Source organism: Endozoicomonas sp. NE40, assembly GCF_040549045.1.
Classification (GTDB): Bacteria; Pseudomonadota; Gammaproteobacteria; order Pseudomonadales; family Endozoicomonadaceae; genus Endozoicomonas_A; species Endozoicomonas_A lisbonensis.
This window is the reverse complement of the sequence record NZ_JBEWTB010000002.1, coordinates 4,894,989-4,917,528: the sequence shown is the minus strand read 5'-3', so window position 1 is coordinate 4,917,528 and position 22,540 is coordinate 4,894,989. Positions and strand designations below refer to the sequence as shown.

General features: G+C 46.5%; 17 protein-coding genes. 7 read left to right on the top strand and 10 right to left on the bottom strand.

Annotated elements, in window-relative coordinates:
* The first annotated feature begins 105 nt into the window (after window positions 1-105).
* From V5J35_RS23130 to V5J35_RS23110, 5 genes are read left to right on the top strand one after another with little or no spacing between them, the layout of a single operon-like run.
* Complete coding sequence (locus V5J35_RS23130) at window positions 106-2,541, top strand: type I restriction-modification system subunit M (RefSeq protein WP_354009387.1); 2,436 nt, start codon at window positions 106-108, stop codon at window positions 2,539-2,541.
* On the top strand, window positions 2,535-3,809 hold the full coding sequence (locus V5J35_RS23125) for a restriction endonuclease subunit S (protein ID WP_354009386.1): 1,275 nt from the start codon (window positions 2,535-2,537) through the stop codon (window positions 3,807-3,809). The genes V5J35_RS23130 and V5J35_RS23125 overlap by 7 nt, the downstream gene beginning before the upstream one ends.
* Window positions 3,806-4,318: a DUF1016 N-terminal domain-containing protein gene (locus tag V5J35_RS23120; RefSeq protein WP_354009385.1), complete on the top strand. Its 513-nt coding sequence runs from the start codon at window positions 3,806-3,808 to the stop codon at window positions 4,316-4,318. The genes V5J35_RS23125 and V5J35_RS23120 overlap by 4 nt, the downstream gene beginning before the upstream one ends.
* Window positions 4,318-7,464, top strand: a complete 3,147-nt coding sequence (locus V5J35_RS23115; protein WP_354009384.1) for a type I restriction endonuclease subunit R — start codon at window positions 4,318-4,320, stop codon at window positions 7,462-7,464. The genes V5J35_RS23120 and V5J35_RS23115 overlap by 1 nt, the downstream gene beginning before the upstream one ends.
* A gap of 40 nt (window positions 7,465-7,504) precedes the next feature.
* Window positions 7,505-8,245 carry a M48 family metallopeptidase gene (locus V5J35_RS23110; protein ID WP_354009383.1) on the top strand — a complete coding sequence of 247 codons (741 nt, stop codon included), beginning with the start codon at window positions 7,505-7,507 and terminating at the stop codon, window positions 8,243-8,245.
* 51 nt (window positions 8,246-8,296) lie between these two features.
* On the opposite strand, the gene V5J35_RS23105 is transcribed toward V5J35_RS23110, so the two are convergent.
* From V5J35_RS23105 to V5J35_RS23085, 5 genes are all read right to left on the bottom strand, one after another.
* Complete coding sequence (locus V5J35_RS23105; RefSeq protein WP_354009382.1) at window positions 8,297-9,937, bottom strand: EH signature domain-containing protein; 1,641 nt, start codon at window positions 9,935-9,937, stop codon at window positions 8,297-8,299.
* 5 nt (window positions 9,938-9,942) lie between these two features.
* A complete protein-coding gene (locus V5J35_RS23100) occupies window positions 9,943-10,596 on the bottom strand; it encodes an OmpA family protein (protein WP_354009381.1) in 654 nt (217 codons plus the stop codon).
* Complete coding sequence (locus tag V5J35_RS23095; protein WP_354009380.1) at window positions 10,596-12,653, bottom strand: hypothetical protein; 2,058 nt, start codon at window positions 12,651-12,653, stop codon at window positions 10,596-10,598. Before V5J35_RS23095 ends, V5J35_RS23100 begins: the two co-directional genes overlap by 1 nt.
* The gene (locus V5J35_RS23090) at window positions 12,646-13,002 is read right to left on the bottom strand and encodes a hypothetical protein (RefSeq protein WP_354009379.1); all 357 of its coding nucleotides are present in this window, start codon (window positions 13,000-13,002) and stop codon (window positions 12,646-12,648) included. Before V5J35_RS23090 ends, V5J35_RS23095 begins: the two co-directional genes overlap by 8 nt.
* Before the next feature lie 172 nt (window positions 13,003-13,174).
* Window positions 13,175-13,705 carry a hypothetical protein gene (locus V5J35_RS23085; protein ID WP_354009378.1) on the bottom strand — a complete coding sequence of 177 codons (531 nt, stop codon included), beginning with the start codon at window positions 13,703-13,705 and terminating at the stop codon, window positions 13,175-13,177.
* Window positions 13,706-13,858: 153 nt separating this feature from the next.
* Here V5J35_RS23085 and V5J35_RS23080 point away from each other — a divergent pair, with 153 nt between their 5' ends.
* Window positions 13,859-14,107 (top strand): hypothetical protein, encoded by a 249-nt coding sequence (locus tag V5J35_RS23080; RefSeq protein ID WP_354009377.1) that lies wholly within the window; start codon window positions 13,859-13,861, stop codon window positions 14,105-14,107.
* Here the strand turns inward: V5J35_RS23080 and V5J35_RS23075 are convergent.
* The 3 genes from V5J35_RS23075 to V5J35_RS23065 all read right to left on the bottom strand — a co-directional run bounded on the left by V5J35_RS23075 (window position 14,067) and on the right by V5J35_RS23065 (window position 20,958).
* The gene (locus V5J35_RS23075; RefSeq protein WP_354009376.1) at window positions 14,067-14,987 is read right to left on the bottom strand and encodes a metallophosphoesterase; all 921 of its coding nucleotides are present in this window, start codon (window positions 14,985-14,987) and stop codon (window positions 14,067-14,069) included. The two genes, V5J35_RS23080 and V5J35_RS23075, sit on opposite strands and share 41 nt — an antisense overlap.
* Before the next feature lie 35 nt (window positions 14,988-15,022).
* Complete coding sequence (locus V5J35_RS23070; protein WP_354009375.1) at window positions 15,023-18,457, bottom strand: TM0106 family RecB-like putative nuclease; 3,435 nt, start codon at window positions 18,455-18,457, stop codon at window positions 15,023-15,025.
* A 134-nt stretch (window positions 18,458-18,591) separates the two neighbouring features.
* Entirely contained in the window at window positions 18,592-20,958 is a 2,367-nt protein-coding gene (locus tag V5J35_RS23065; protein ID WP_354009374.1) for a DNA polymerase II, read from the bottom strand.
* Window positions 20,959-21,213: 255 nt separating this feature from the next.
* Here V5J35_RS23065 and V5J35_RS23060 point away from each other — a divergent pair, with 255 nt between their 5' ends.
* Entirely contained in the window at window positions 21,214-21,609 is a 396-nt protein-coding gene (locus tag V5J35_RS23060; protein ID WP_354009373.1) for a cupin domain-containing protein, read from the top strand.
* Window positions 21,610-21,675: 66 nt separating this feature from the next.
* On the opposite strand, the gene V5J35_RS23055 is transcribed toward V5J35_RS23060, so the two are convergent.
* Both V5J35_RS23055 and V5J35_RS24310 read right to left on the bottom strand, forming a co-directional pair.
* Window positions 21,676-22,155, bottom strand: a complete 480-nt coding sequence (locus tag V5J35_RS23055) for an epoxyqueuosine reductase QueH (protein WP_419095771.1) — start codon at window positions 22,153-22,155, stop codon at window positions 21,676-21,678.
* Window positions 22,130-22,402 carry an epoxyqueuosine reductase QueH gene (locus V5J35_RS24310; RefSeq protein ID WP_419095770.1) on the bottom strand — a complete coding sequence of 91 codons (273 nt, stop codon included), beginning with the start codon at window positions 22,400-22,402 and terminating at the stop codon, window positions 22,130-22,132. The genes V5J35_RS23055 and V5J35_RS24310 overlap by 26 nt, the downstream gene beginning before the upstream one ends.
* Between the last annotated feature and the right edge of the window lie 138 nt (window positions 22,403-22,540).

Here is a 22,540-nt window from a genome sequence, read left to right as displayed (position 1 = left end):
TTTTCGTTTATACACGTTCAGGCATCCACTACTGCCTGACAAACCCGCAGACTATTATGTATCAGCCGTCGTATGACAATGGCTGACACCTCCCCCGGATTTTATATGGCCATCAAAAAAACCGAACTCTATTCCTCCCTCTGGCAAAGCTGCGACGAGCTGCGTGGCGGGATGGATGCCTCCCAGTACAAGGATTATGTACTGACCATGCTGTTTATGAAGTACGTCTCTGATAAAGCCGATAATGATCCTGACTTTCTGCTGGAAGTACCAAAAGGTGGTTCGTTCGGCGATATGGTTGCCCTGAAAGGCGACAAAGAGATAGGCGACAAGATCAACAAAATCATCGGTGCGCTGGCGGAAGAGAACGACCTGAAAGGCGTGATTGATGTTGCCGACTTCAACGATGAAGACAAGCTGGGCAAAGGCAAGGAGATGCAGGACCGGCTGTCCAAGCTGGTCGGTATTTTTCAGGGGCTGGATTTAGGGGCGAATCGGGCGCACGGTGATGACTTGCTGGGTGATGCCTATGAATTTCTGATGCGCCACTTTGCCACGGAGTCCGGTAAGAGTAAGGGACAGTTTTACACCCCTGCCGAAGTCTCCCAGATTCTGGCTAAAGTGGTCGGTATCACCAAAGACACCTCTCAGGATTTAACCGTTTATGACCCGACCTGTGGTTCCGGCTCCCTGTTGTTGAAAGCGGCGGACCAGGCTCCCCGAGGGTTGACCATTTACGGGCAGGAGATGGACAACGCCACTTCAGCACTGGCGCGTATGAACATGATTCTGCACGACAATGTGGATGCATCAATCTGGCAGGACAATACCCTCTCTTCCCCCCAGTGGAAAGAAGACGATGGCCGCCTGAAACAGTTTGACTTTGCTGTAGCCAATCCACCGTTTTCTTTTAAAGCCTGGAGCACTGGCCTGAACCCGGCAGATGATGAGTTTGGTCGTTTTGACTATGGTATTCCGCCAGAGAAAAACGGGGACTACGCTTTCCTGTTGCATATTATCAAGTCCCTGAAAAGCAGCGGTAAGGGTGCGGTGATTCTGCCTCATGGCGTGTTGTTCCGTGGCAATGTGGAAGCCAGTATTCGCCAGAACCTCATTAAACAGGGTTATATCAAAGGCATTATTGGTCTGCCTGCCAACCTGTTTTACGGAACCGGTATTCCTGCCTGTATTATTGTGATCGACAAGGCGCAGGCGTCCAGCCGTGCCGGAATCTTTATGGTGGATGCCAGCAAGGGCTTTATGAAGGATGGCAATAAAAACCGTCTGCGTGCCCAGGATATCCATAAAATTGTTGATATCTTCACCCATCAAACGCCCCTGCCCGGCTACGCTCGTATGGTGAACTACCGGGAGATTGAAGATAACGACTACAACCTGAATATTCCCCGTTATATCGATTCCACTGAAGCGGAAGACCTGCACGACCTCACCGCCCACATGCGTGGTGGTATTCCTGATGGGGATATTGATGCGTTAAGCCACTTCTGGCGGGTATTCCCCAATTTGCGAAACACCCTGTTCAAACCTTCCGATCTCAGTGGTTACAGCCATGCCTGTATTGAAGCCACACAGGTGAAAAACACCATTCTGGCCCATCAGGAGTTTAAGGCTTTCTCCACCAGCAGCCTCAGGATTTACGACCAGTGGGAAGCGGAGCATTTGCACCGTTTGGAGAGTATTGCCATTGACGACGATGCCAAGGCATTGATTCACACGCTGTCTGAAGATTTGCTTACCCGCTTTGCCAAAGCCGACCTGCTGGATAAATACGATATCTACCAGTTGCTGATGGAATACTGGAAAGAGAATATGCAGGACGATGTGTATGTGATCACCCAGGATGGCTGGAAAGCCGGTAATGAGCTGCGAACCCTGAAAGTGGCGAAAGGCGAGAAACTGAAAGAAACGCCTGACCTGGTGATTAACAAGGTCAAATACAAATCCGACCTAATTCCTCCGTCGTTGATTGTTGCCCGGTATTTTGAAGAACAGCAAAATACTGTGGATGCATTGCAGGTGAAGAAGGATGAGGCGACTCAGGCTGTAGAAACCTATATCGAAGAGAATGCAGGCGACGATGGTCTGCTGGAAGAAGCGAAAAACGATAAGGAAAAAGTCACTAAGGCAACGGTGACTGCTCGACTGAAAGCCCTGAAAAACTCGCTGTCGGATGATGACGAGATTGCAGTTCTGAAAAAGTGCCAGAGCCTGTTTAACAAAGAAGCTGCTGCCAATAAAGCCGTTAAAGAAGCTCAAACCAAGCTGGATCAGGCGGTATACGACAAGTATCCGGAGTTGGATGAACGACAGATCAAGGAGCTGGTGATCGAAGACAAATGGCTGGCCACCATTAAAAGTGATATTAAAGCGGAAGTAGAGCGTGTTACCCAGCAGCTGGCTAATCGGGTAAAAACTCTGGAAGAGCGTTATGCTGAGCCTTTGCCGGAACTGACGACAATGGTGAGTGAGCTGGCTGGGAAAGTGGATGGGCATCTGAAGAAGATGGGGGTAAGATGGTGAGTCAGTTGTCAGTGGACAGTGGGCAGTTGCCAGCTGGGTATAAACAGACTGAGCATTGGATTATTCCTGAAGATTGGGATGTAAAACCTTTAGGTGAGCTGGTTCATAGTGTTGAATATGGTTCTTCTGCGAAGTCTTCTAGCTCTGGAGCTATGCCTGTTCTGCGTATGGGTAACCTTCAGGATGGGCAAGTTGATTGGGACGACCTTGTTTACACAGATGATGAAGCTGAAATCTCCAAGTACCAATTGAATCACAATGATGTTCTCTTTAATCGCACAAACACTGTTGATTTAGTTGGAAAAACGTCCATTTATAAAGGGGAATTTCCTGCTATTTTCGCTGGGTATCTGATTCGTATAAACAGAAAGGAAGAGTTACTGGATGCGGAATACCTGAACTACATTCTTAATACCAATCAGGCAAAGAAGTACAGCAAACTGATCCTGAGTGTTGCTGTTAGTCAGGCAAACATCAACGGCCAAAAGCTCAAAACTTATCCTATTCCTGTACCTCCGACTCTTGAGGAGCAACAGTTAATAGCTCAGGCTCTGTCTGGTGTTGACACCCTGATCACATCACTGGAAAAACTGATCGCCAAAAAGCGCGCCATCAAAACCGCCACCATGCAGCAACTGCTGACGGGGAAAAAGCGCCTGCCTGAGTTTGAAGAGCAAAGCTCATCAGCCACTCGTTTCGGTGAACTTTTTGACCAAACTATAAGTAAAAAAACAATCTCCGAAAATGAAGATGTTACCTTTATCGGAATGCAGGACGTTTCAGAAGATGCCCGTATAAAAGGCACAAATGTTTTACCTTTCTCAGAGATAAAATCTGGATTCACATACTTTGAAAAGAATGATGTTCTTGTAGCAAAAATCACCCCTTGCTTTGAAAATGGCAAGGGTGCATTTCTCGATAACATAAATACTCAGGTTGGTTTTGGTAGCACTGAATTTCATGTGCTGAGGGCTCAAAAAGGCAATGATCCTCAATACATTTACCAACAAACTTTACTTGCAAGTTTCAGAGCAGACCTTGAAGCTGAAATGGTTGGTTCAGCCGGACACCGTCGAGTTCCATTGTCTGCAATTGAAAACTATGAATTGCCAGTTTTTCATTCATATAAGGAGCAGGTAGCTATCGGTAAAATTCTTTCAGACATGGATGAAGAGATTGAGTCAGTCAAGAATCAGCTCACCAAAACCCAACAACTAAAACAAGGCATGATGCAAGAACTGCTAACAGGGAGAACCCGGCTGATATGAGCAAGAAAAACAAACCCTCAGCTAATACCGCATCTGCCCTGCCCTCTGACGAGCAACAACTGGTCAGCGATATCCGCACCCTGATCGACAGCGCCCGGCAACGGGCGGCGGTTGCCGTTAATGCCGAACTCACCCTGCTCTATCTTCATGTGGGGCAACGCATCAATGAGGCAGTGCTGGCTAATGAAAGAGCCGAGTATGGCAAGCAGATTGTCGCCACCCTCGCCCACCAGCTCACCCAAACCTATGGCCGGGGTTGGAGCGAAACCTTGCTGCGCTATTGCCTGCGGGCAGCGCAGGTATTTCCCGATTCAGAGATTCAGCACACACTGTGTGCGGAATGCACAGGCAAAAACCAGCAACATATCGAACTGATGGAACTGGATAAAAGCAATATCCGGGTCGCCGACTACCTGACTAGTCTGCCGCCGAAAGAGGTGCTGGAAGCCAAGTTGAAGCAGTCTATAGAAGCCGCCCGTCAACATCTGGAGTACAGGGAGGAAGAATAATGAACACCGTCGGCCAAAAGGAACGGGCAACTCAGGATCGTGTTGTCCAGCTATTTCAGGATCATCTGGATTATGGTTATCTGGGCAACTGGGAGCCCCGGGAGAATAACCGCAATATAGAGGAAGGTCTGTTGACCACCTTCCTCTCCAGACAGGGATATAACGGCACACTGATTAATAAAGCCCTGCGGGAGTTGAATAAGGGGGCGGCGCTTGGCGAAGGGAAAAACCTTTATGATGCCAACAAAGAGGTTTACCGGCTGCTGCGATACGGCGTAAAGGTTAAGGAAGGCGCAGGAGAACAAAACCAGACGGTCTGGTTGGTTGACTGGAAGCATCCGGAGAACAACCATTTCGCTATTGCTGAAGAAGTTTCCATTAAGGGTGTCAACAATAAGCGACCGGATATTGTTATCTATGTGAACGGTATTGCCTTGGGTGTGTTGGAACTGAAACGCTCGAAAGTCTCCATTGGCGAAGGCATACGACAGAATCTGGATAATCAGAAAAAAGACTTTATCCGTAATTTCTACGCCACCCAGCAACTGGTGATGGCGGGGAATGATACGGAAGGGCTGCGCTACGGAACCATCGAAACACCGGAAAAGTTTTATCTGAGCTGGAAAGAGCAAAATCCGTCCTGGACACCAAAACTTGCGGATGAAGATAAGTTTCTGCCCGGTGATGGCTGTGACCGTTCTGATAACCCCCTCGACTGCGCCCTGCTCCGCCTGTGCGAAAAGAAGCGTTTTCTGGAACTGATTCACGACTTTATTGTCTTCGATGCCGGTATTAAAAAGACCTGTCGACAGAATCAGTACTTTGGTATTCAGGCGGCTAAAAAGCGTATTGCTAACAGAAACGGCGGCATTATCTGGCACACTCAGGGTTCCGGTAAAAGTTTGACCATGGTCTGGCTGGCCAAGTGGATCAGGGAAAATATCAAAGACGCCCGTGTGGTGATTATTACTGACCGGACGGAACTGGACGAACAGATCGAAAAAGTCTTTAACGGGGTGGATGAAGATATCTTCCGGGCACCCAGTGGCGAGAAACTCATCAGCACCCTGAACAGCCCCGGTGAGTGGTTGGTCTGCTCGTTGGTTCACAAGTTTGGTCGTCGGTCAGAGAAAGAGGATGACAAGGCAACGGAAGAATTTATTGAGGCTATGAAAAAGAGCCTGCCTTATGGCTTTAAAGCCAAAGGCGAGCTGTTTGTCTTTGTGGATGAATGCCACAGAACCCAGTCCGGCAAATTGCACGACGCCATGAAGCTGATTCTGCCCAGTGCCCTGTTTATTGGTTTTACGGGTACACCGCTACTGAAAAAAGATAAGAAGAAAAGCATTGAGGTCTTTGGTACTTACATTCACACCTACAAATTTAATGAAGCGGTGAGTGATGAGGTCGTACTGGACCTTCGTTATGAAGCCCGTGATATCGACCAGAACGTCACTAACCAGAACAAGGTTGATGAGTGGTTTGACGCAAAAACCAAGGGGCTTTCTGCCCTGGCGAAAAGCCAGTTGAAGCAGAAATGGGGCACGATGCAGAAGGTGTTGTCCAGTCAGGATCGTCTGCGAAAAATTGTGGCGGATATTCTGCTGGATATGGAGACCAAGCCCCGACTGATGGATGGTCATGGCAATGCCATGCTGGTCTGTTCAAGTATCTATCAGGCCTGTAAATGCTATGAAATGTTCAATCAGACCGACCTGAAGGGCAAGTGTGCCATTATCACCAGCTATAAACCGGCCACCAGTGATATTAAGGGTGAAGAGAGTGGTGAAGGTCTGACTGAAAAGCTTAAGCAGTATGAAATCTACCGCAAAATGCTGGCTGATCACTTTGACCTGCCTGAAGATAAAGCCATGGGCATGACGGAGAAGTTTGAAATTCAGGTCAAGGAACGCTTTCTCAAAGAACCGGGACAGATGCGCCTGTTGATTGTGGTGGATAAACTGCTGACCGGGTTTGATGCGCCATCGGCTACCTACCTCTATATCGATAAAAAGATGCAGGATCACGGCCTGTTTCAGGCGATCTGCCGTGTCAACCGGCTGGATGGTGATGATAAGGAATACGGTTATATCATCGATTACAAGGATTTGTTCAAACGTCTCGAAGGCGCCATCAATGATTACACCGACGGTGCTTTGGAGGGGTTTGATGACAGCGATGTGGAAGGTCTGCTAACAGACCGGCTGGAAAAAGCCCGGGAGCAACTGGAAGCGGCACTGGAAACTGTTAAAGCGATCTGTGAGCCGGTCAGGGAGCCAAGAGCCACCAGAGATTACCTGCATTATTTCTGTGCGGCGGATACCAGTGATAAAGACGCCTTGCAGGAAAATGAACCCAGGCGTGTCGCCCTGTACAAAGCGGTAGGTTCACTGCTCAGAGCCTATGCCAACCTTGCCAATGAGATGCCTGAAGCGGGTCTCACGCCTGAGCAGATAGCAGAGATAAAGAAAGATGTCACTCATTTTGATGATGTCTGCAAAGAGGTCAAACTGGCCAGCGCTGATTATCTCGATATGAAGCTCTACGAGCCTGCTATGCGTCATTTATTTGATAATTACATTCGAGCCGATGACAGTGAAACGATTGCGGATTTCGAGGAGCTGGGCCTGATTGACCTGATTGTAGAAAATGACTTAAGTGAACTACAGAAGCTGCCCAGAAATATCCGGAAGGATAAGGACTCAATGGCAGAAACCATTGAGAACAATATGCGGAAGGTGATCATTGATGAACAGGCCAACAACCCAAGATATTACGAAAAAATGTCTGAACTTCTGGATGCCCTGATTAAGCAGCGCAAGAAAGAAGCTCTGGATTATGAAAAGTATCTGCAAAAAGTGAAGGAGCTGGCAGGCAAAATCGTCAGCCCTGAAGGAACAGGTTCCGGTGGCTACCCTAACTCACTGGACACAGCCGCCAAACGGGCATTGTATGACAACCTTGACCATGATGAAGCGCTGGCCCTGCAAGTGGATCAGGCGGTTATGATGACCAAAAAAGAAGGTTGGCGAGACCAGCGTTTTAAGTTGAAAAAAGTCAGCAAAGCCATTGAACATGCTCTGGGAGAGCGAGCCGATCAACGGGATGCTATTGTTGAGCTGGTAAAAAGTCAGGGTGACTATTGATACCCATGGATGAGAGAGATCAACAAGAGGCAATAGCTGTTTGAGTTCCCAAGAAAACGCGGAAGAAAACCTTATGGTGGTTCGAAATATTCCTGTGGAGGTTGTTCGCAAGGATATTAAAAACCTGCATCTGGCTGTGTACCCACCGGATGGACGGGTTAGAATCGCCGTTCCTGAACACATTTCGGACGAAAACATCCGGCTGGCTGTTATTTCCCGCCTTGCCTGGATCAGAAAACAGCAAGCCGCTTTTGCAGCCCAGCCAAGGCAGTCTCCAAGGGAAATGGTTGCGGGGGAGAGCCACTATTTTATGGGAAGACGCTATCGCCTTGAAGTGTTGGAACAGCATGGGCCACACTCTCTCAAGCTGAAAAACAATCGCTGGATGCAGCTGACCGTTGCTCCCGGAACCAGTCAGGCTAACCGTGAAAAGGTGTTGACGGAATGGTATCGGGAGCAGTTAAAACAGCAAATCCCTCCGTTACTGCAGAAATGGCAATCGGTCATCGGGGTTGAGGTCACTGACTGGCATATTCGAAAAATGAAAACCCGTTGGGGTTCCTGCAATATTTCAGCGGCCAGAATTCTTATCAATCTTGAGCTGGTTAAAAAGCCTGTTGAGTGTCTGGAGTATATTCTGGTGCATGAGCTGGTTCACCTGCTGGAACGGCACCATAACGACCGTTTCAAGGCTTATATGGATCGTTTTTTACCTCAGTGGCGACGCAGCAGGGATTTGCTGAATGGGGAGCCTCTGGGGGGTTCCGGGTGGGGGTATTGAGCTGCGCCTGTAAGTGAGTATAAATCGACGCTACATCTTTACTTAATCATCTTATGAGAAGCCTAAAAACAAATCAGAAATACGGTCTTTTGGAACGTTAAATTTTGTACCATTAGAAACCCTTACCACGATTTCAGTGGGACTTACAGAATCGACAAAAGCATAAGCGTTTGAGTCCTCCTTAAAATACAATTTATCTTCAGGTTGAAGATTGATATCTTCAACTTTTTTTAATGACTTACTCCTTGATCGCTGAGTGTTCTTTCTGAGCTGGCTCTCCCTGTCGTTTATTTGTTCTTGAGTCAAAGGTCTGAGTCCACCTTTTTTACTATAAGGAATAAAGAAACCATCATCAATTTTGAATTTACATAAATGATCATCTGGAATAATAGAACACTTATTTTTCAACATATCGGCGCAAGAATTTTGCCAGAAAATCATATGGTCATGTTCATGCTTACATTCTAAGTCTAAAATCTGGTGAAGGCTCAGTCGAGATGAAGATAAAAGCTTATTTACATTACCTGAAGATTTCTCAAATACTCTTAACTCACTGATATGGCCTCGAAGAAACTCTATGATAATATACTTTTCAAACTCAAGTACACAGACTTCTGTCTCTTGACTGATACTTGGAAAACCATCAACTGCCCCATAGTTAGAAAGGCTGATTCCCTGATTACTGGCAAGATAGGCTGTCCGGTCAGGAAAAAAAACTCGAAAACTTCTTAATCGACTTTGGTAATTTTCCCAAAATGTAACTCGCTTCTTAAGTTGGTTGCAAGACCTCTCATCCAGGTTGGTAACCCGACTCACTTTTGCCGAAGCCAAAAGATAAACAAGACGCCTGAACTCTGTAAACCATGCATATCCTAAAAGTTCACGGAGACTACTTTTTGCCTGCGTATCTAAAAAAGACCAGCGACTTCCCTGAATCTCAGGGCTATAACGATTTTTTAATAATTCCAATAATCTATCAATATTTCCAAGCTTATCGTTATCACCTGCTTTTAAAAGCCTGGCGACAGATTCATCCTGCTCTTGAACTGATAGCTTTTTAAAAATAGTTATATAAGCGGAAGAGTTCTGATTATATCCTGTTTCCTTATAAGCTTGCTCAAGATAATCAAGCGAATTCAGTCGTTTTGCTGCCTCGGGAGGGAAGCCAACTCTAGCAAAGAGCTGCGCCGGTTTACATCCAGTTTCTAATGCTAACATGGCTACCCCCAACCCTTTCCGCTTCCTTATGGCTTGAATAATGCGGGTTCTCTGACTTTCGACTCGTTCAATGATGGTGATACATGTGTCAAATGTATTCACCATCCCCTTTGGAAGCAACTCAGTCCGGCCAGCCAGATACTGACAAAGTCTCCACATAGCTTGTCTTCTGGCAGCCGGTAATTTGCAAATGTGCTTCCAGATCAAAATATTACTTTTCTGTTGCTTACTCTTATTGCTTCGATCCCACTCCTCCTTTCCATCAAACAGACCGATCCATTCTAACAATGATATTTCTTGAGCCTTGTCTTCTGATATGGCTTGCAGCAATTCATCAATGTCACGTGCAGGCAGTACTGGAAGTATTAGATCATCAAAATTTACTTTTGGTTGTACTTGATCCAACTTCCGGGCTAGAAGCTGCATTTCTAAAGGCAAAGCCTGACCAAAGGAACTAAAGCTAAGCTTGCCCATTAGATTTAACTTCCTTTAAGAAAGTTCATAAATGCTTCTTCCGATCGGAATTGCATTTTAAATACAACCTTTCGGTCTTCAGCAAGACCTTTTTCAAGGTTGGCATCCATAGAGCCTCGCCCTGAAATCGATATTTTTTTCAGAAATTCAGGTTTATTGTTAATTTTCATTTGATCTATGTACTGATAAACACTATTCGATCTTCTAGAACTCAAGTTCATGTTGTAGGAACGTATTCCATCAGAGCTGGTATGCCCCTCAATAATAACTCTTACAATTTCCTCGGTTACAACTGGGTTGCTAAATATGACATTCGCATATACTGGTATAAATTTATCCAAAAAAACTTTGCCTTCTGGCTTTAGATAGTATTTGTCAAAATCAAAAAGAACAGAATCAAGCAAGGTAATATCTCCTGTTTCAGGATTAACCTCAGCATTTATTCCATTGTCATTCAATTGTCGCTCTAGTGCCTGAATAATAACTATACGTTTATGTTCTGAAGTTTCCTGAATTGTTTTTAGCTGGTAAAGTGCGGCTACAATTAACAGTGCAAAAAGCAGTAAAAGTCCTGACATCAAATCAGCAACCGAAAGCCATTCAGTCCCCGTTCCATCATCAGGCTCTTCTTGCCAATCATTGTTATTTGTAAAATTCATTACGAATTGGCTCCATCCTCATCCATAATACGCCTTTGATGCTCTCCTGATATCAAATATTCTGCTGATTGCAACAACCTGTTATGAATTTTGGCAGAGGCCTTATCCATTTCTGTAAAGTATTCATTATGTGTAGTATTGGCTCTTTCAAAATATTGGTTTAGAGCATCCGGAACCTGTTTTAGTAAATTCCCGAACAGTTCAGATGTTGTTTGATACGACTTCTCCAACCTGCCAACTTGTCGCCCAATAGCATTTGCTGTTTGCTCTATCTGGTTAAAGTGTGCAGCATCCAGCATTTGTGTAGCTTGGGTTAACTTATTTATGATATCTACAGTATTTTGAAGCTCATCCAAATGACCGCTCAACTTGACACCAAGCTCTAGCCGACGCTCATACTCTTCTTTGAATACACCACTGCATTGCTCTACAACTGAAGCAATTCCATCACGCTGTTCACCAAGCGTATTTTCCAATAAATTATTCTGCTCAGTGAAAAACATCGTCAAGCTTGTCTGATAATCCTCCCGGAATTTTTCTAGCTCTTCTTCAACGGTTTTGCGTGTTCGTACCAATACTTGTTCTACGTTCTTAAGGGTAAGTTCTAAATTGTTCCGTGATGAGTCAATCAAATCTGAAGCAGCCTTTCCTACCTGCTCCATAGACTCAAGTTGAGCCTGATATGACTTAGCGCTCTGGTCCAGTATTCCCTCGACACGCCGACCAGTATCATCCAGCATTTCTTTTTGCACCTTGGCATGCTTATCAAGGGATTGTTCAAACTCTGTTCTAATTCCTTTAAATGTACCTGCTGCGTGTTGAACACTTTGCTCAAAAGCTTCTTTTTGAGCATTCATTGCAGACAGACTTTTCTGCACAGCACTATCCAGCTGGTCAGCAACACCTTGCAGGATAACTTTTGTATCATTCTGGAATCCACCCAAAATGCCCTGTAGCTTTTGAGCAAATTCTGAAAGCCTGCCGAGTGTTTCTTCCTGGAAGGTTTGTATAGTTGAAACAGCACTGGCTAGTTTTGTCGCAATATCCCCAAGCTCTTCTTGTAAGCTATATACAGCTTTAGTAGATTCCTGGACCAATCCAGAAGTTTCTTTTATTTGTGTTGCAAGGGGTTGAATCACTTCTGAACGGAGCTGAGCCATAATGGCTTGAATAACTTTTTCGCCATTATCCTGTTTTATAGCTCTCAGCTCTTCTAGCTCACGACTTATATCCTTAAACACAGGAACCATTTCAGTGGCAAAAATGGTTTGCAGAGAGCCTGAAATATGCTCACCTATCTTGTCAGCATCAAAGTTCTGGGCAGCTTTTTCCAAAGATGTACCCATTTTCAACAAGGTTTCTGAGGCTTGAGCGCTTTTATGGGCAGCAATCAACTGCTTTTTGGCTAACTGTTCCTGATTCTGCCCCGATAATTGATCAAGAAAATCAGCCAGAGTTTCAAGCCGAAATTGATCGAAAAATTTATCTGAAACTGCCTTATGATTGATTCGGCGAGCCTTTTCTTGCCAATTGATGAAGAGGGAGAGCATAACTGAGCCAGACATACCGACTAAAGAAGTCCAGAAGGCTGTTTGCATCCCTCCAAGTAAGGTCATTATGGAGGTCAGCATCTCATCTGCACCTCCCCTTACAGTTGCTTCATCGAATCCGGATAAGCCAACAACAATTCCACAGAAGGTACCAATAACACCAACGGAGCTAAGAACAACAATCATATACCTGCGTTTGCTGGGTTTAGGGGGACCAGAAAACACATGGGGCAGCATCCGTAATAACACTGTTCCATCACTTGAACGTAATGGCGAAAAATAATGCTGCTTTATCTTTTTCAACTCATCAGATAATGAATTTTCATCGCTATTTTCAGTAATACTTCTAAAATTATTGTTGACTCTTTTCCATTCTATTAGCTCCTTTCGTTTATCCCATATTTCATTCAGCACCGTTATAGTAAAGCAAATACCTATAAAAGCACTGATCCCAACAGTAATCTGTCCGTCGAGGGAATTAAGCAACTGGAAAAGTAGTTCAGTCATTAGTATGCCTCAGTAACATCCTTAGTTCGTGTTCTGTAAATAGTTCTTTTGCTATCCGAACTGGCATGTGCTCAACGTCACTTCGAGTCAAACCATCAATTTTCCTAGATTGAAACAATCTTACGCTGTAAAGCTCCTCTCCATTTTCAACATCCTGATCACTAGCCAGGTAAGCCTCCTCAAAATGCCTCAATAATTCAGCCTGCAGGCAAGCTTTTTGATCTCGTAAGGCAGTAGCAATTCCGGAATTCTGCCCAAATTGTCTTTGAGCGCTTTTCCATGCATGGTTAAAGCGTACTATTTTTATAAGTAGGCTCTGAGCCTTTTCATTAGTTATGATGGGCATCATTTATATCAATTCCATTCATGGAACATCTGTTTAAAATAGATATATCGGGATTAGAAAAATTAGCTTAAGAAGCCCTTTTCATGCTCGTACTCCTTTTTTTACTCGCAAACAATATAGACCATAGTTTTATTTCTATAAATTCAATTACTCCCTATCAGGAAAAAAAACTCGTTCACTCTGCCAGAAAATCAAACAGTTGCTCCGTGCTGACAAAGCCGCCAAGCCCGGAAAGGTGCTTGTCAAAAAAGTCGGTTTTAGCGTTATCGATTACCATGCGCAGCTCAAAATCCCTGTCTTTCAGTGCTTTCAGCTGCGACTGGTAGCTCTTCTGGGAAATAGCCTGCTCTTTAAAGTGCTTTTTCAATGAGGATTTTTGCTGCCGGAGTGTGGTTTGTTCTTCCTGGATTGCCCGAATGTTGTCCAGCAAGCCTGTTGGCTTTCTTATCTCTGACTGCAAATGGGCCTTCTTTGAGTTCACTGCGACGAGATCCCGATACAATCCGGTCAGCAACTCAGTTGCTTTCTTCATGCCCTCTTCTCCTTTGTAATGTTTATGGCTCCGGGCAAAGTAGGGAATATGACAGCCAGCCGTGAAGCGGGTAAACGGCTGAGTGATTTCTACGGTGATATCGTATGGGTCGTAGTGGGTGATAACCCCGTGGACAGGGGTTCCGTTGACGGTGGTAAAAATAGACTGGGACATAGCATCTCTCCTGTTTAGCGATATTTGTTATGCGCCTGCAAGTGGGAATAAATCGGCGCTACACTTTTACTTTAGAGTTTTGGGGCTGACTGTCAACTGTCCAAACTGTATCCTGAAAACAGCAATGGTCAGAAACCATGAAGGATTGCAGTTATGACAATAGCGCAAGTTTTGGTACTTCTTTTCTTCTTGCTGGCACTGTACTTCCTGGGTCAACTAACCATCGGCAGTCTTATCCGGTTATTTTCAAAACGCCTGACGCTGGGCTTTGTGGTTATGAACGCTCTGGCTTTTGGGCTGTTTATATTGCTGAGTACTGTCGCCAACCTCTGGGATATTTTAGGGGTGGAGTGGAGTGACATTAACCCACCCGATCCACCCAGACAAAATGATCATCATTAAGGGTTTGCTCGCCCTGCCAGCGGTAGGCCACCAGTTTGCCATTCTTGCTTTTGCTGCTGTAGTCCACGCAGGCTATGCTTGGGCTGAGTATTTCAGGGGCTCCCTGCATCCAGTAATGGCCAAAAAATAACGGCACAGAATCTCTGTAGCGGAAAATGGTATTAGGCAAATCCACGTCTGGTAACTCTGTATTGCCTGTATTGGTGGCCGCTTCAGGCAATCGGGTTGCTTGCTCATCCCACCATTTCAGGCGTACTTCGTTGCGAACCTTGCCATTTTGATCGGTAATGCTGTACGGTTCCGGTAGTCTGAACTCAATGCCTTTGAGTAGATTTTCAACGGCATCATAAAGGTCACTTCCACGCCTTGAAGCTTCGACATAAGCATCGCTCAACAGGCAGTGATTAACATTGATCCATGGCTGTATGATGCTCAGGCTGGGATGATGCCAGACAGCATGCACCACACGAATCGCTTCCAAATCCAGAAACAATGACAACGTTCGAAACCAGTCGATTATGTCTTTGTGTTCTGCTGAACCAAACGGGTATTCATCCAGAAAAGCCTGATGCGCCTGCCGGTTTGATTCTGAATGCTTTCTCAGAAATGCACCCGCATTCTCAGGGTCAGGTGTCGCATAGCAAATGGCATTGAATTCATGGTTTCCCATCACTGCCAGCGCACTGCCCTGCTCTACCATGCTGCGACAAATGGTCAGTGCTTTTTTATGTTCTGAACCCCGATCAATAAAGTCACCAACAAAAATGACTTTTCGATCCGGGTGACAGAACACACCGTTTTTCTCTGTGTAGCCCAGTTTTTTGAGGAGTTCTACCAGTGCTGTGCCGTGGCCATGGATATCGCCGATAATGTCGTACATGGTGATGATTGTTTCCTTCCTGACTGTCGTTGCCTTTAGTTATTATCGTCATCAGGCTTTCGACCATAATCAACCAGCGCATTGTACAGGTTCACCAATGTCATTTGTTCAATACTGTTGACATTGAGGTGACCTAAACCGGGATGACCCACGACAATCGCCAGCGACTGCGCCCGACTGATCGCCACATTGATTCGGTTTCTGTCAAACAGAAAGTTCAAGCCCCTCGGGGATTCACTGGCATCGCTGGCACACATGCTTAAAAAGACGACAGGTGCTTCCTGCCCCTGAAACTTATCGACACTGCCCACTTTAGCCCTGCCTCCAAGCGCATCAGTGAGCTTTCTGACCTGGTGGTTATAAGGAGCAACAAACAGCATATCGTCCCAGTCAATGGGTTGTTCTTCGCCATTTTCATTCACAAAGGTTCTGCCGATCAGTTCCTCTGCTAAAGCCTTGATAGCGGTTACCTCTTCATCCGATGCCTGAGTGTTGCCTTCATGGTCAACCGGCACAAAATGAATGCCTGCCTCTTGCTGAAGCACGCCTTTGTAATCGTCCGGAACCTTTATGATGCGTTTATCATTACCCCAGTTGGAACGCAGTTTTCCTTCGTAGATATGCTGGCTAATAAACCGGTTGATGGCTGAATGCATTCGGAAGGTGGTTCCCAGAAATACGCCCATATCCTCGGAAATGGTGGGCGATTCATGGAGCAGGTAATCCAGAATGGACAATCCGCTTTCTTCGGGATGGGTACCTTGAGTGGGTTGCCCCAGCTGCATCTGATCCCCCATCAACACCAGGTTTTTAGCGGAACGGCTCATGCCCACAAGATTGACTACCGATACCTGCCCAGCTTCATCCACAAAGAGGTAATCCAGCGTATCAACCATCTCATCCCGTGCGAAACCCCAGGCGGTAGCGCCAATAATACAGGGCTGATCAACATAGTCAGCCAGCTCATTGTTTTTAATAACGGGTATGCCTGCGTTTTCGATGTCTTCTCCGGTATTTTTGGTGCAAGCCACCGAAACACTGATAGTTTGCTCTTCACAAAGCTCCACGGTTTTCAGTAGCAGGTTGTTAATGGCCTTATGGCTGTTGCTGGATATGCCCACTTTGGCTCCAGATTTCACCAGTTCAGCAATCAGATATTTGCCGGTGAAAGTCTTACCAGAACCCGGTGGTCCCTGAATGGTGAGATAGCTGTTATCCAGTTGGGTTACTGCGCTGATAATCTCCTGCCGCTTTTGGTCCGGATCGGTGCTGGGAGCAATGGCTCCGCCGGTAGTGTTGCGAATAACCGGCTTTGCCCTGTTCAGAAAGTCAAACAATGCGCCTTGTCGTTTTTTCCCCGATGCAAAATCAGAAACGACCTGATCAATAGCTTTTTCTATAACAGTAGTTGCCACGTATTCATCGGGTATCAGGGTCACGAGTGATGGCGGTTCATCTTTAGACTTTATAACTACCAGACCGTTTTCAAGATCACTGGCCTCTTTGATGAAGTCTACTTTTACCCGCTTGCCATCATCCGTTTCCACGCCCAACAGGTAAAAGGTTTTACTGGCACCTTTAAATTCCTGTTGAGGGTCAAAACGAAATTCATAAGCCATTTGACGGGCTTTGGGAGTAGGCGGGAATGGTGGTCGATCTGTCCGCTGACAAAGGGCAAGGCAATCAAGGTCATCGTGAAGCTCTGCAGGTTCCAGCCCTAACCTGTCAAACAGTTTCCAGAATATCGGCTTGGACTCACGACGGTGAAACTCCAGCATCCAGGCAAGGTTTTTCGCCAGAGTTGACTGTTTAGAGTCGGTGGTTTCCAGTGCTTCTGCCTGTTCAAGCAGGCTGTCCCGCAGTTCTAAACGCTGAGTAAGCGTCTCTTTAATCTCCGGCTCTACCTTTTCAGATTTACCAACGTAACCAATACCTCGCTCTTGCTGCCTTAGCCGAAGCCATGCGGTCAGCTCCTGTGTGGAATCACAGTCGTCTATATTGTAATCCCGAATGCTTTTAAGGGTGGCGGAGGTTTCCCAGGTATCGCCTTCTTCGCCTTTAAGGTTTGCCTGTCGCCAGACATCGTACACGACAACGGAATCACCGCCTGTCCCCACTTCGGTCTGCCGTTTGCCCCGATACAAATGCTCTACATTTTTAATGGAATAACGGGGTTCACCCAGCAACATCCCGCCTTTGACCACTTTGTATAAGTCCACGAATACTTCATTTCTGAGCAACTGATCCACTTCGTCTTCGCAACAGCCAAACCGTCCCATCAGTTTGCGACAGGCGGCAATTTCGTAATTGGCATAGTGATAGATATGCATGGCCGGGTCTTGCTGCCAGCGGTCGTACACCCAGCAAATAAAGCCTTCAAAAGCCCGCTTTTCCTGTTCCCGGTTGTGAGCCCAGAAATCTTTGAACTGCTTTGTACCCGACTCATCAAAATAAGTGTTGCCCCAGAGGTACTCCAAACCGCCCTCATCCAGCGGAAAGCCTTCAATATCAAAGAAAACATCCAGTGGGGAACGAGGCGGTAAGAGTGCGAGCCCTTTTGCCTCACCAGCTGGGTGTTCCAGTATTTCGTAGTCCGGAATGGGTTTGCCTGCGCTTCGTTTTTGGATGGCAGCCTGAGCTTTCAGGCGTTGCAACACTTCAGGGTGGATGCCTGCTACTCTCTTCAGGGCAGACTCAGCCAAAGCCTGCATAGTTTGAATACCAGCATGCTTCAGCTTTTTAATCTGCCCTTGTGTGATGGTTGCCACCTGCCACAGATGATCCCGTTCAATAAGAAGTTGTTCAGCATATTCTGACCAGTTACCCCATTTTTTTGAGTCGGCGGGGTCTGGCATCTGGTCCGGGCTGAATGATTGTTGTGCCGTAAAAAAGGTGTTGAGCTGCTGTTTGAAATACGCAAAATAATCACACACCTTAAACCGCTCTTTTTCCCCGTTGCCCAGCATCACGCCAATATCGTTGACCTTAATGCGGTAACTGCTCTCCAGCATCAGGACATAGCTGCACAGCTGTAAAAGGAATACCGGTTTAACCTTGGTGCTCAGCTTGGCATCCCACACCTCATAGCTCTGGCCATCGGAACTCTTCACCAGAAAATCAGCAACCCCTGCAAACTGACAGAACCCGAAATCACTGACTAATTGCGCCTGGGCAATCACATCTACGCCATTGTTCAGTGCCTGTCGGGTCAACCCTGCCCGTTGATCCAGAGAAGTTGCTGTTATCTTTTGAAACGAACGCCCATCTCGCATGAATTGTTCTTCAACGCTGGCTTCCAGGGCATAACCTTCTCGTTGCAGCACCATCATCAGTGGGTCTTCCGGGTCTTGCTGTGGCACAGAACCTGGTCGTTCCAGCGCAAGACGATCCATCCATGAAGCAAAGGGGCTTTCAACGTAACGGGTAAGGTCAGAAGGAGAAAGGGAGAGTTTATTATTGTGTTTGAACATGTTTAATGCCGGTTTTTCTGCTTAAGTTAGTCAGAGATTCTTTAACGATAAAGCCTGCTTTCAGTTACCATAGACTACCACCCGTGACAAAAGCATTTTCTTGTAAGTCGCCCGGAATTAATAGCGACGTTCTTTCAAAACAACCCTATCTGCTCATCCACCAGTTCCGCAAAATCCAGTCCAACAAATGGTAAAACCCCATCCGCGACCGGCTTCAGTTGCTTCTGAATATAGTGCTGGTAATCAATAGCACTCTGTTGATACTCCACTGCCTCCGGACCATTCACCGTCATCAAGTAACTGATCCAGCCCCGGTTCTGGTATTTCAGGGGTTTGCCCAGTTTTTGATTATGCTCATCGGCCTGCCGTGCTGCTCGCACCTGGGGTGGTACATTTTTAACGTACTGATCGAGTTTCCGCCTGAGCCGTTTGCGGTAAACCAGTTGCTCATTCCGTTCACCGTTCAGGGTTTGCTGAACATAATCCCTGACCAGGTCAACAGGAGGCTGATCGCAGAATACATGAAGGAAGAGTTCTGTCTGAAAAGCTTTGGCCAGAGGTGTCCAGTCTGAACGGACGGTTTCAAGACCTTTGACCACCAGTTGTTTGTCACCGGTCGTGTATTTCAGACCGGCATAACGTTTTTTGCTGCCGGTCTCTGCGCCCCGAATTGTCGGCATCAGGAAGCGCAGGTACAGTGTTTCAAACTCAATTTCCAAATGGCAGTCAAGGTGAAATTCATCACGCAGTTTCTGCTGCCAATGCTGGTTAATCATATCGGCAAGAGCATCCCCTGTCTTTTCAGCCTCTTTCGCTGACAACGACTCTTCCAACAGCACAAAAGTTGAATCCGTATCGCCATAGATAACCTGATGCCCTGCCTCCTCTATCCAGCGAGCGGTCTGTTGCATAATCTCATGACCACGCAGGGTAATGGAGCTGGCAAGGCGGGTGTCGTAGAATCGACAACCTCCGGAACCCAGAACCCCATAAAACGAATTCATCAGAATCTTGATCGCCTGAGAACGTGCAGAATCCTTTTCTTTCTTGGCTTCGTCCCGCTGCTGCCACAATGAGGTGATGATATCGGGCAGAAAGTGTTTATCTCTTGAAAAACTGGCTCCACGAAATCCGGGAATAGCGTCGTCCGGAGCTTTTAAACCTTCGATTAGCCCCAACGGGTCAATCTTGAAAGTTCTGATAATAGAAGGATAGAGGCTTTTAAAATCCAGAACCAGCACATTACGATACAGTCCCGGCCTGGAGTTCATCACATAACCACCGGGGCTGGCGAGCCCTCCGTCTTCCGGCAAGTTGGGAGCAATGTAGCCTGCCCTGTGCAGTTTGGGCAGGTACAAGTTGGTGAAAGCCGCTACTGAACCGCCTATACGATTCAGCTCCAGGCCGGTCAGCTGGTTGCGCAGCCGCAGGAAATCCAGTACACGGGTATGGTCAAATATTTCTTCCACCAACCGGCAATCCTGAAGGTTGTACTTTGCCAGCTTGACTTTGTTGTGGTGAAAGTCATGGTTGATAATGGCCATGCGGTTATCAACGTCTTCGGTTTCCTTGCCTTTGCCCAATAACTGCCGGGCGACGGATTCCAGGCTGAAGCTGTCAAACTGGTAAGTGGCGGACTTTAAAGCGTCGATGCCGTCAACCACCACCCGCCCCGGAATGGTAATAAACCCCTGTTGTGTATCGGCTCGCTCCCGCCAGCGGGCTGCCTGACGATTCCGACCAATCCGCAGTGTGATGCCATGCTGCCGGGCTCGCTTTAATAACAAACGGCAGTCGAAGTTGATAACATTCCAGCCAATAATAATATCCGGATCACGGTGTTGGATTGCCTGTTCAAAGGTTCGTAACAAAGATGGCTCATCCCTGACCCAGTGAATCCAGTCCGGGCTGTCTGGCTGTGGATTACCGATCATTAATACAACGTCGGCCTGACACCCTGACAAACCAATAGAGTAAAGCTCGCCCTTGGCGGAACACTCTATATCCAGAGAGATCACTTTGAATAAGGGAAGGTATTCAGCGGGTTTTATTCGAACGTTTTGATACTCGGTGAAGCCCTGTCTGGACACTGGATTACCGATAAAGCGAATGCCGCCATAAACAAACCGCTCCATTAGATAGCGTTCGTGAAGACGAATATCACCTTCCAAAACCGTGATACCGCTTTTCCTGAGCAGTTCCTGCCCCCGATAAAAGGTATCGAGCGTGTAAAAGTAGAAGGCAGTCACTGACTGATGCTCAAACGTTGCCAGAGTTAAAGGCTTGGTGTCGTGAGCAATATTCTTTGTTTCCAGCAGGTTAGCAGCCTCTTTCTGGCTGCCAGATTCTACAAAGAACAGTGGCTGTTCATGCTCCATCACCAGTCGTGCAGGCTCATCGTCAGTGACAACCCACAGTGAAACAACGGAATGTCCATTGTGATCCCAACTGTTGCGGTTAAGCACAAAGCCTTGTTGAACGACTTGTTTGCTATTGCTCAAAGAATAATGCCTGAATGACCCGATTGTTCATTCTTGCATTTTTACCACACAACCGCTGTAACTGTATATTTTTACAGTTATCTGTCGAGTAGCAGAGCAACTGAAAATTGCTAATGCGCTGTTCACTGAAAGTGTACATCAAAACAACCATTCCAGCCCCGACAATAACCTTTAAAAAACTTGATATTGCCTGATTTATAACCAATGCTTCTTTGCGGAAAAAGAACCAGAGAAAAAATAACGGGTTATTTTCTTATGAGCAGCATCATCAATATCAAAGAAGCCCTTGCACAAGCCCAAAAAGATAATAGCGTAGGCATCTCAATCGCCCCACTCTCTTCGGGGAATGAGTTCTGCCTGTTCAGCACTGAAATGAAAGAAGGCCACAAAGTCGGGTGTCATTATCATAAGGAAGGTGATGAGATCTATTCCATTCTCTCGGGGGAAGGCATTATTTATACTGCCACTGTGGGTGATATGGGGGAGGTTGAAGATATTTGCTTCCGTCCGGTGACTGCAGGAGATAGTTTTACAGTTCCGGCAGGAGTGGCCCACCAGCTGAAAGCAACTTCTGATATGGTTTTACTGTTTGTGTGTCCACCCTCACACTTAAATTCTGACAGGGTTATGATGCCCTGCCTTACCAGCTGAAGCCGACAAAACGAGAACTTTTTGCACCTTATTCAATATCGAAATTGTTGTGTACTGGCGTCAGTACTATGTGCCTTTCGTCATTGTAGAGGCAATAATTTCAGCTTCATCCGCTTTGCTGCCATAGAAATTAACCAACCGTATTATCCTCTCCCGGCCATTGGCTTTTCGATGCCGGTTAGTGTCTCGCAGGCTGTATACACAACCGCAATACTCCTGCTGATAAAAAGCTTCCTGCTTGGCCAGCTCAATCATTCTCTGGCTCCCGCCCTGTTTTCGCCAGTTGAAGGTCCAGTACGTCATTTCAGGGTATCGGGATGCCGCCCTTGTACCAGACTCATTAATCTGTTCCATATTTTTCCAGCGGGAAATGCCCAGAGTGCTGGAGATGACGGGAAAGTCGTGTTCACTGGCATACAGTGCCGTCCGCTCAAAACGCATATCAAAACACACTGTACAGCGCTTACCCCGCTCTGGTTCATTTTCCAGCCCTTTGACCCGCTCGAACCAGTTGTCCCTGTCATAGTCCGCATCGGTGATTTTCAATAAACGACACTTCTAGTTTTTCGCAGAATCGCTTGTTTTCATCCTTGCGAAGTTCATACTCTTCATGCGGATGGATGTTGGGATTGTAGAAGAATACCGTCTGCTCAATGCCCGACGCCTGTATCGCCAGCATGACTTCCCCGGCACAGGGAGCGCAGCAGGAGTGCAGAAGTAATTTACCGGCCTGACCAGGTGCTATAAGGGCGGGTCGTTGATAGTCATGAAGCTTAAATGACTGGCTTGCCATTGCAGAATTGCCTCCAGTCTCGGGAATCTGTCGAAGGTAGGAACAGTATGGCAAAAATATCTATAGGCTCTGGCACAACTTACCACCACATCTTCATTCTGTTTCTGACTATTCATCAAACCATCTACCGTGAACAGA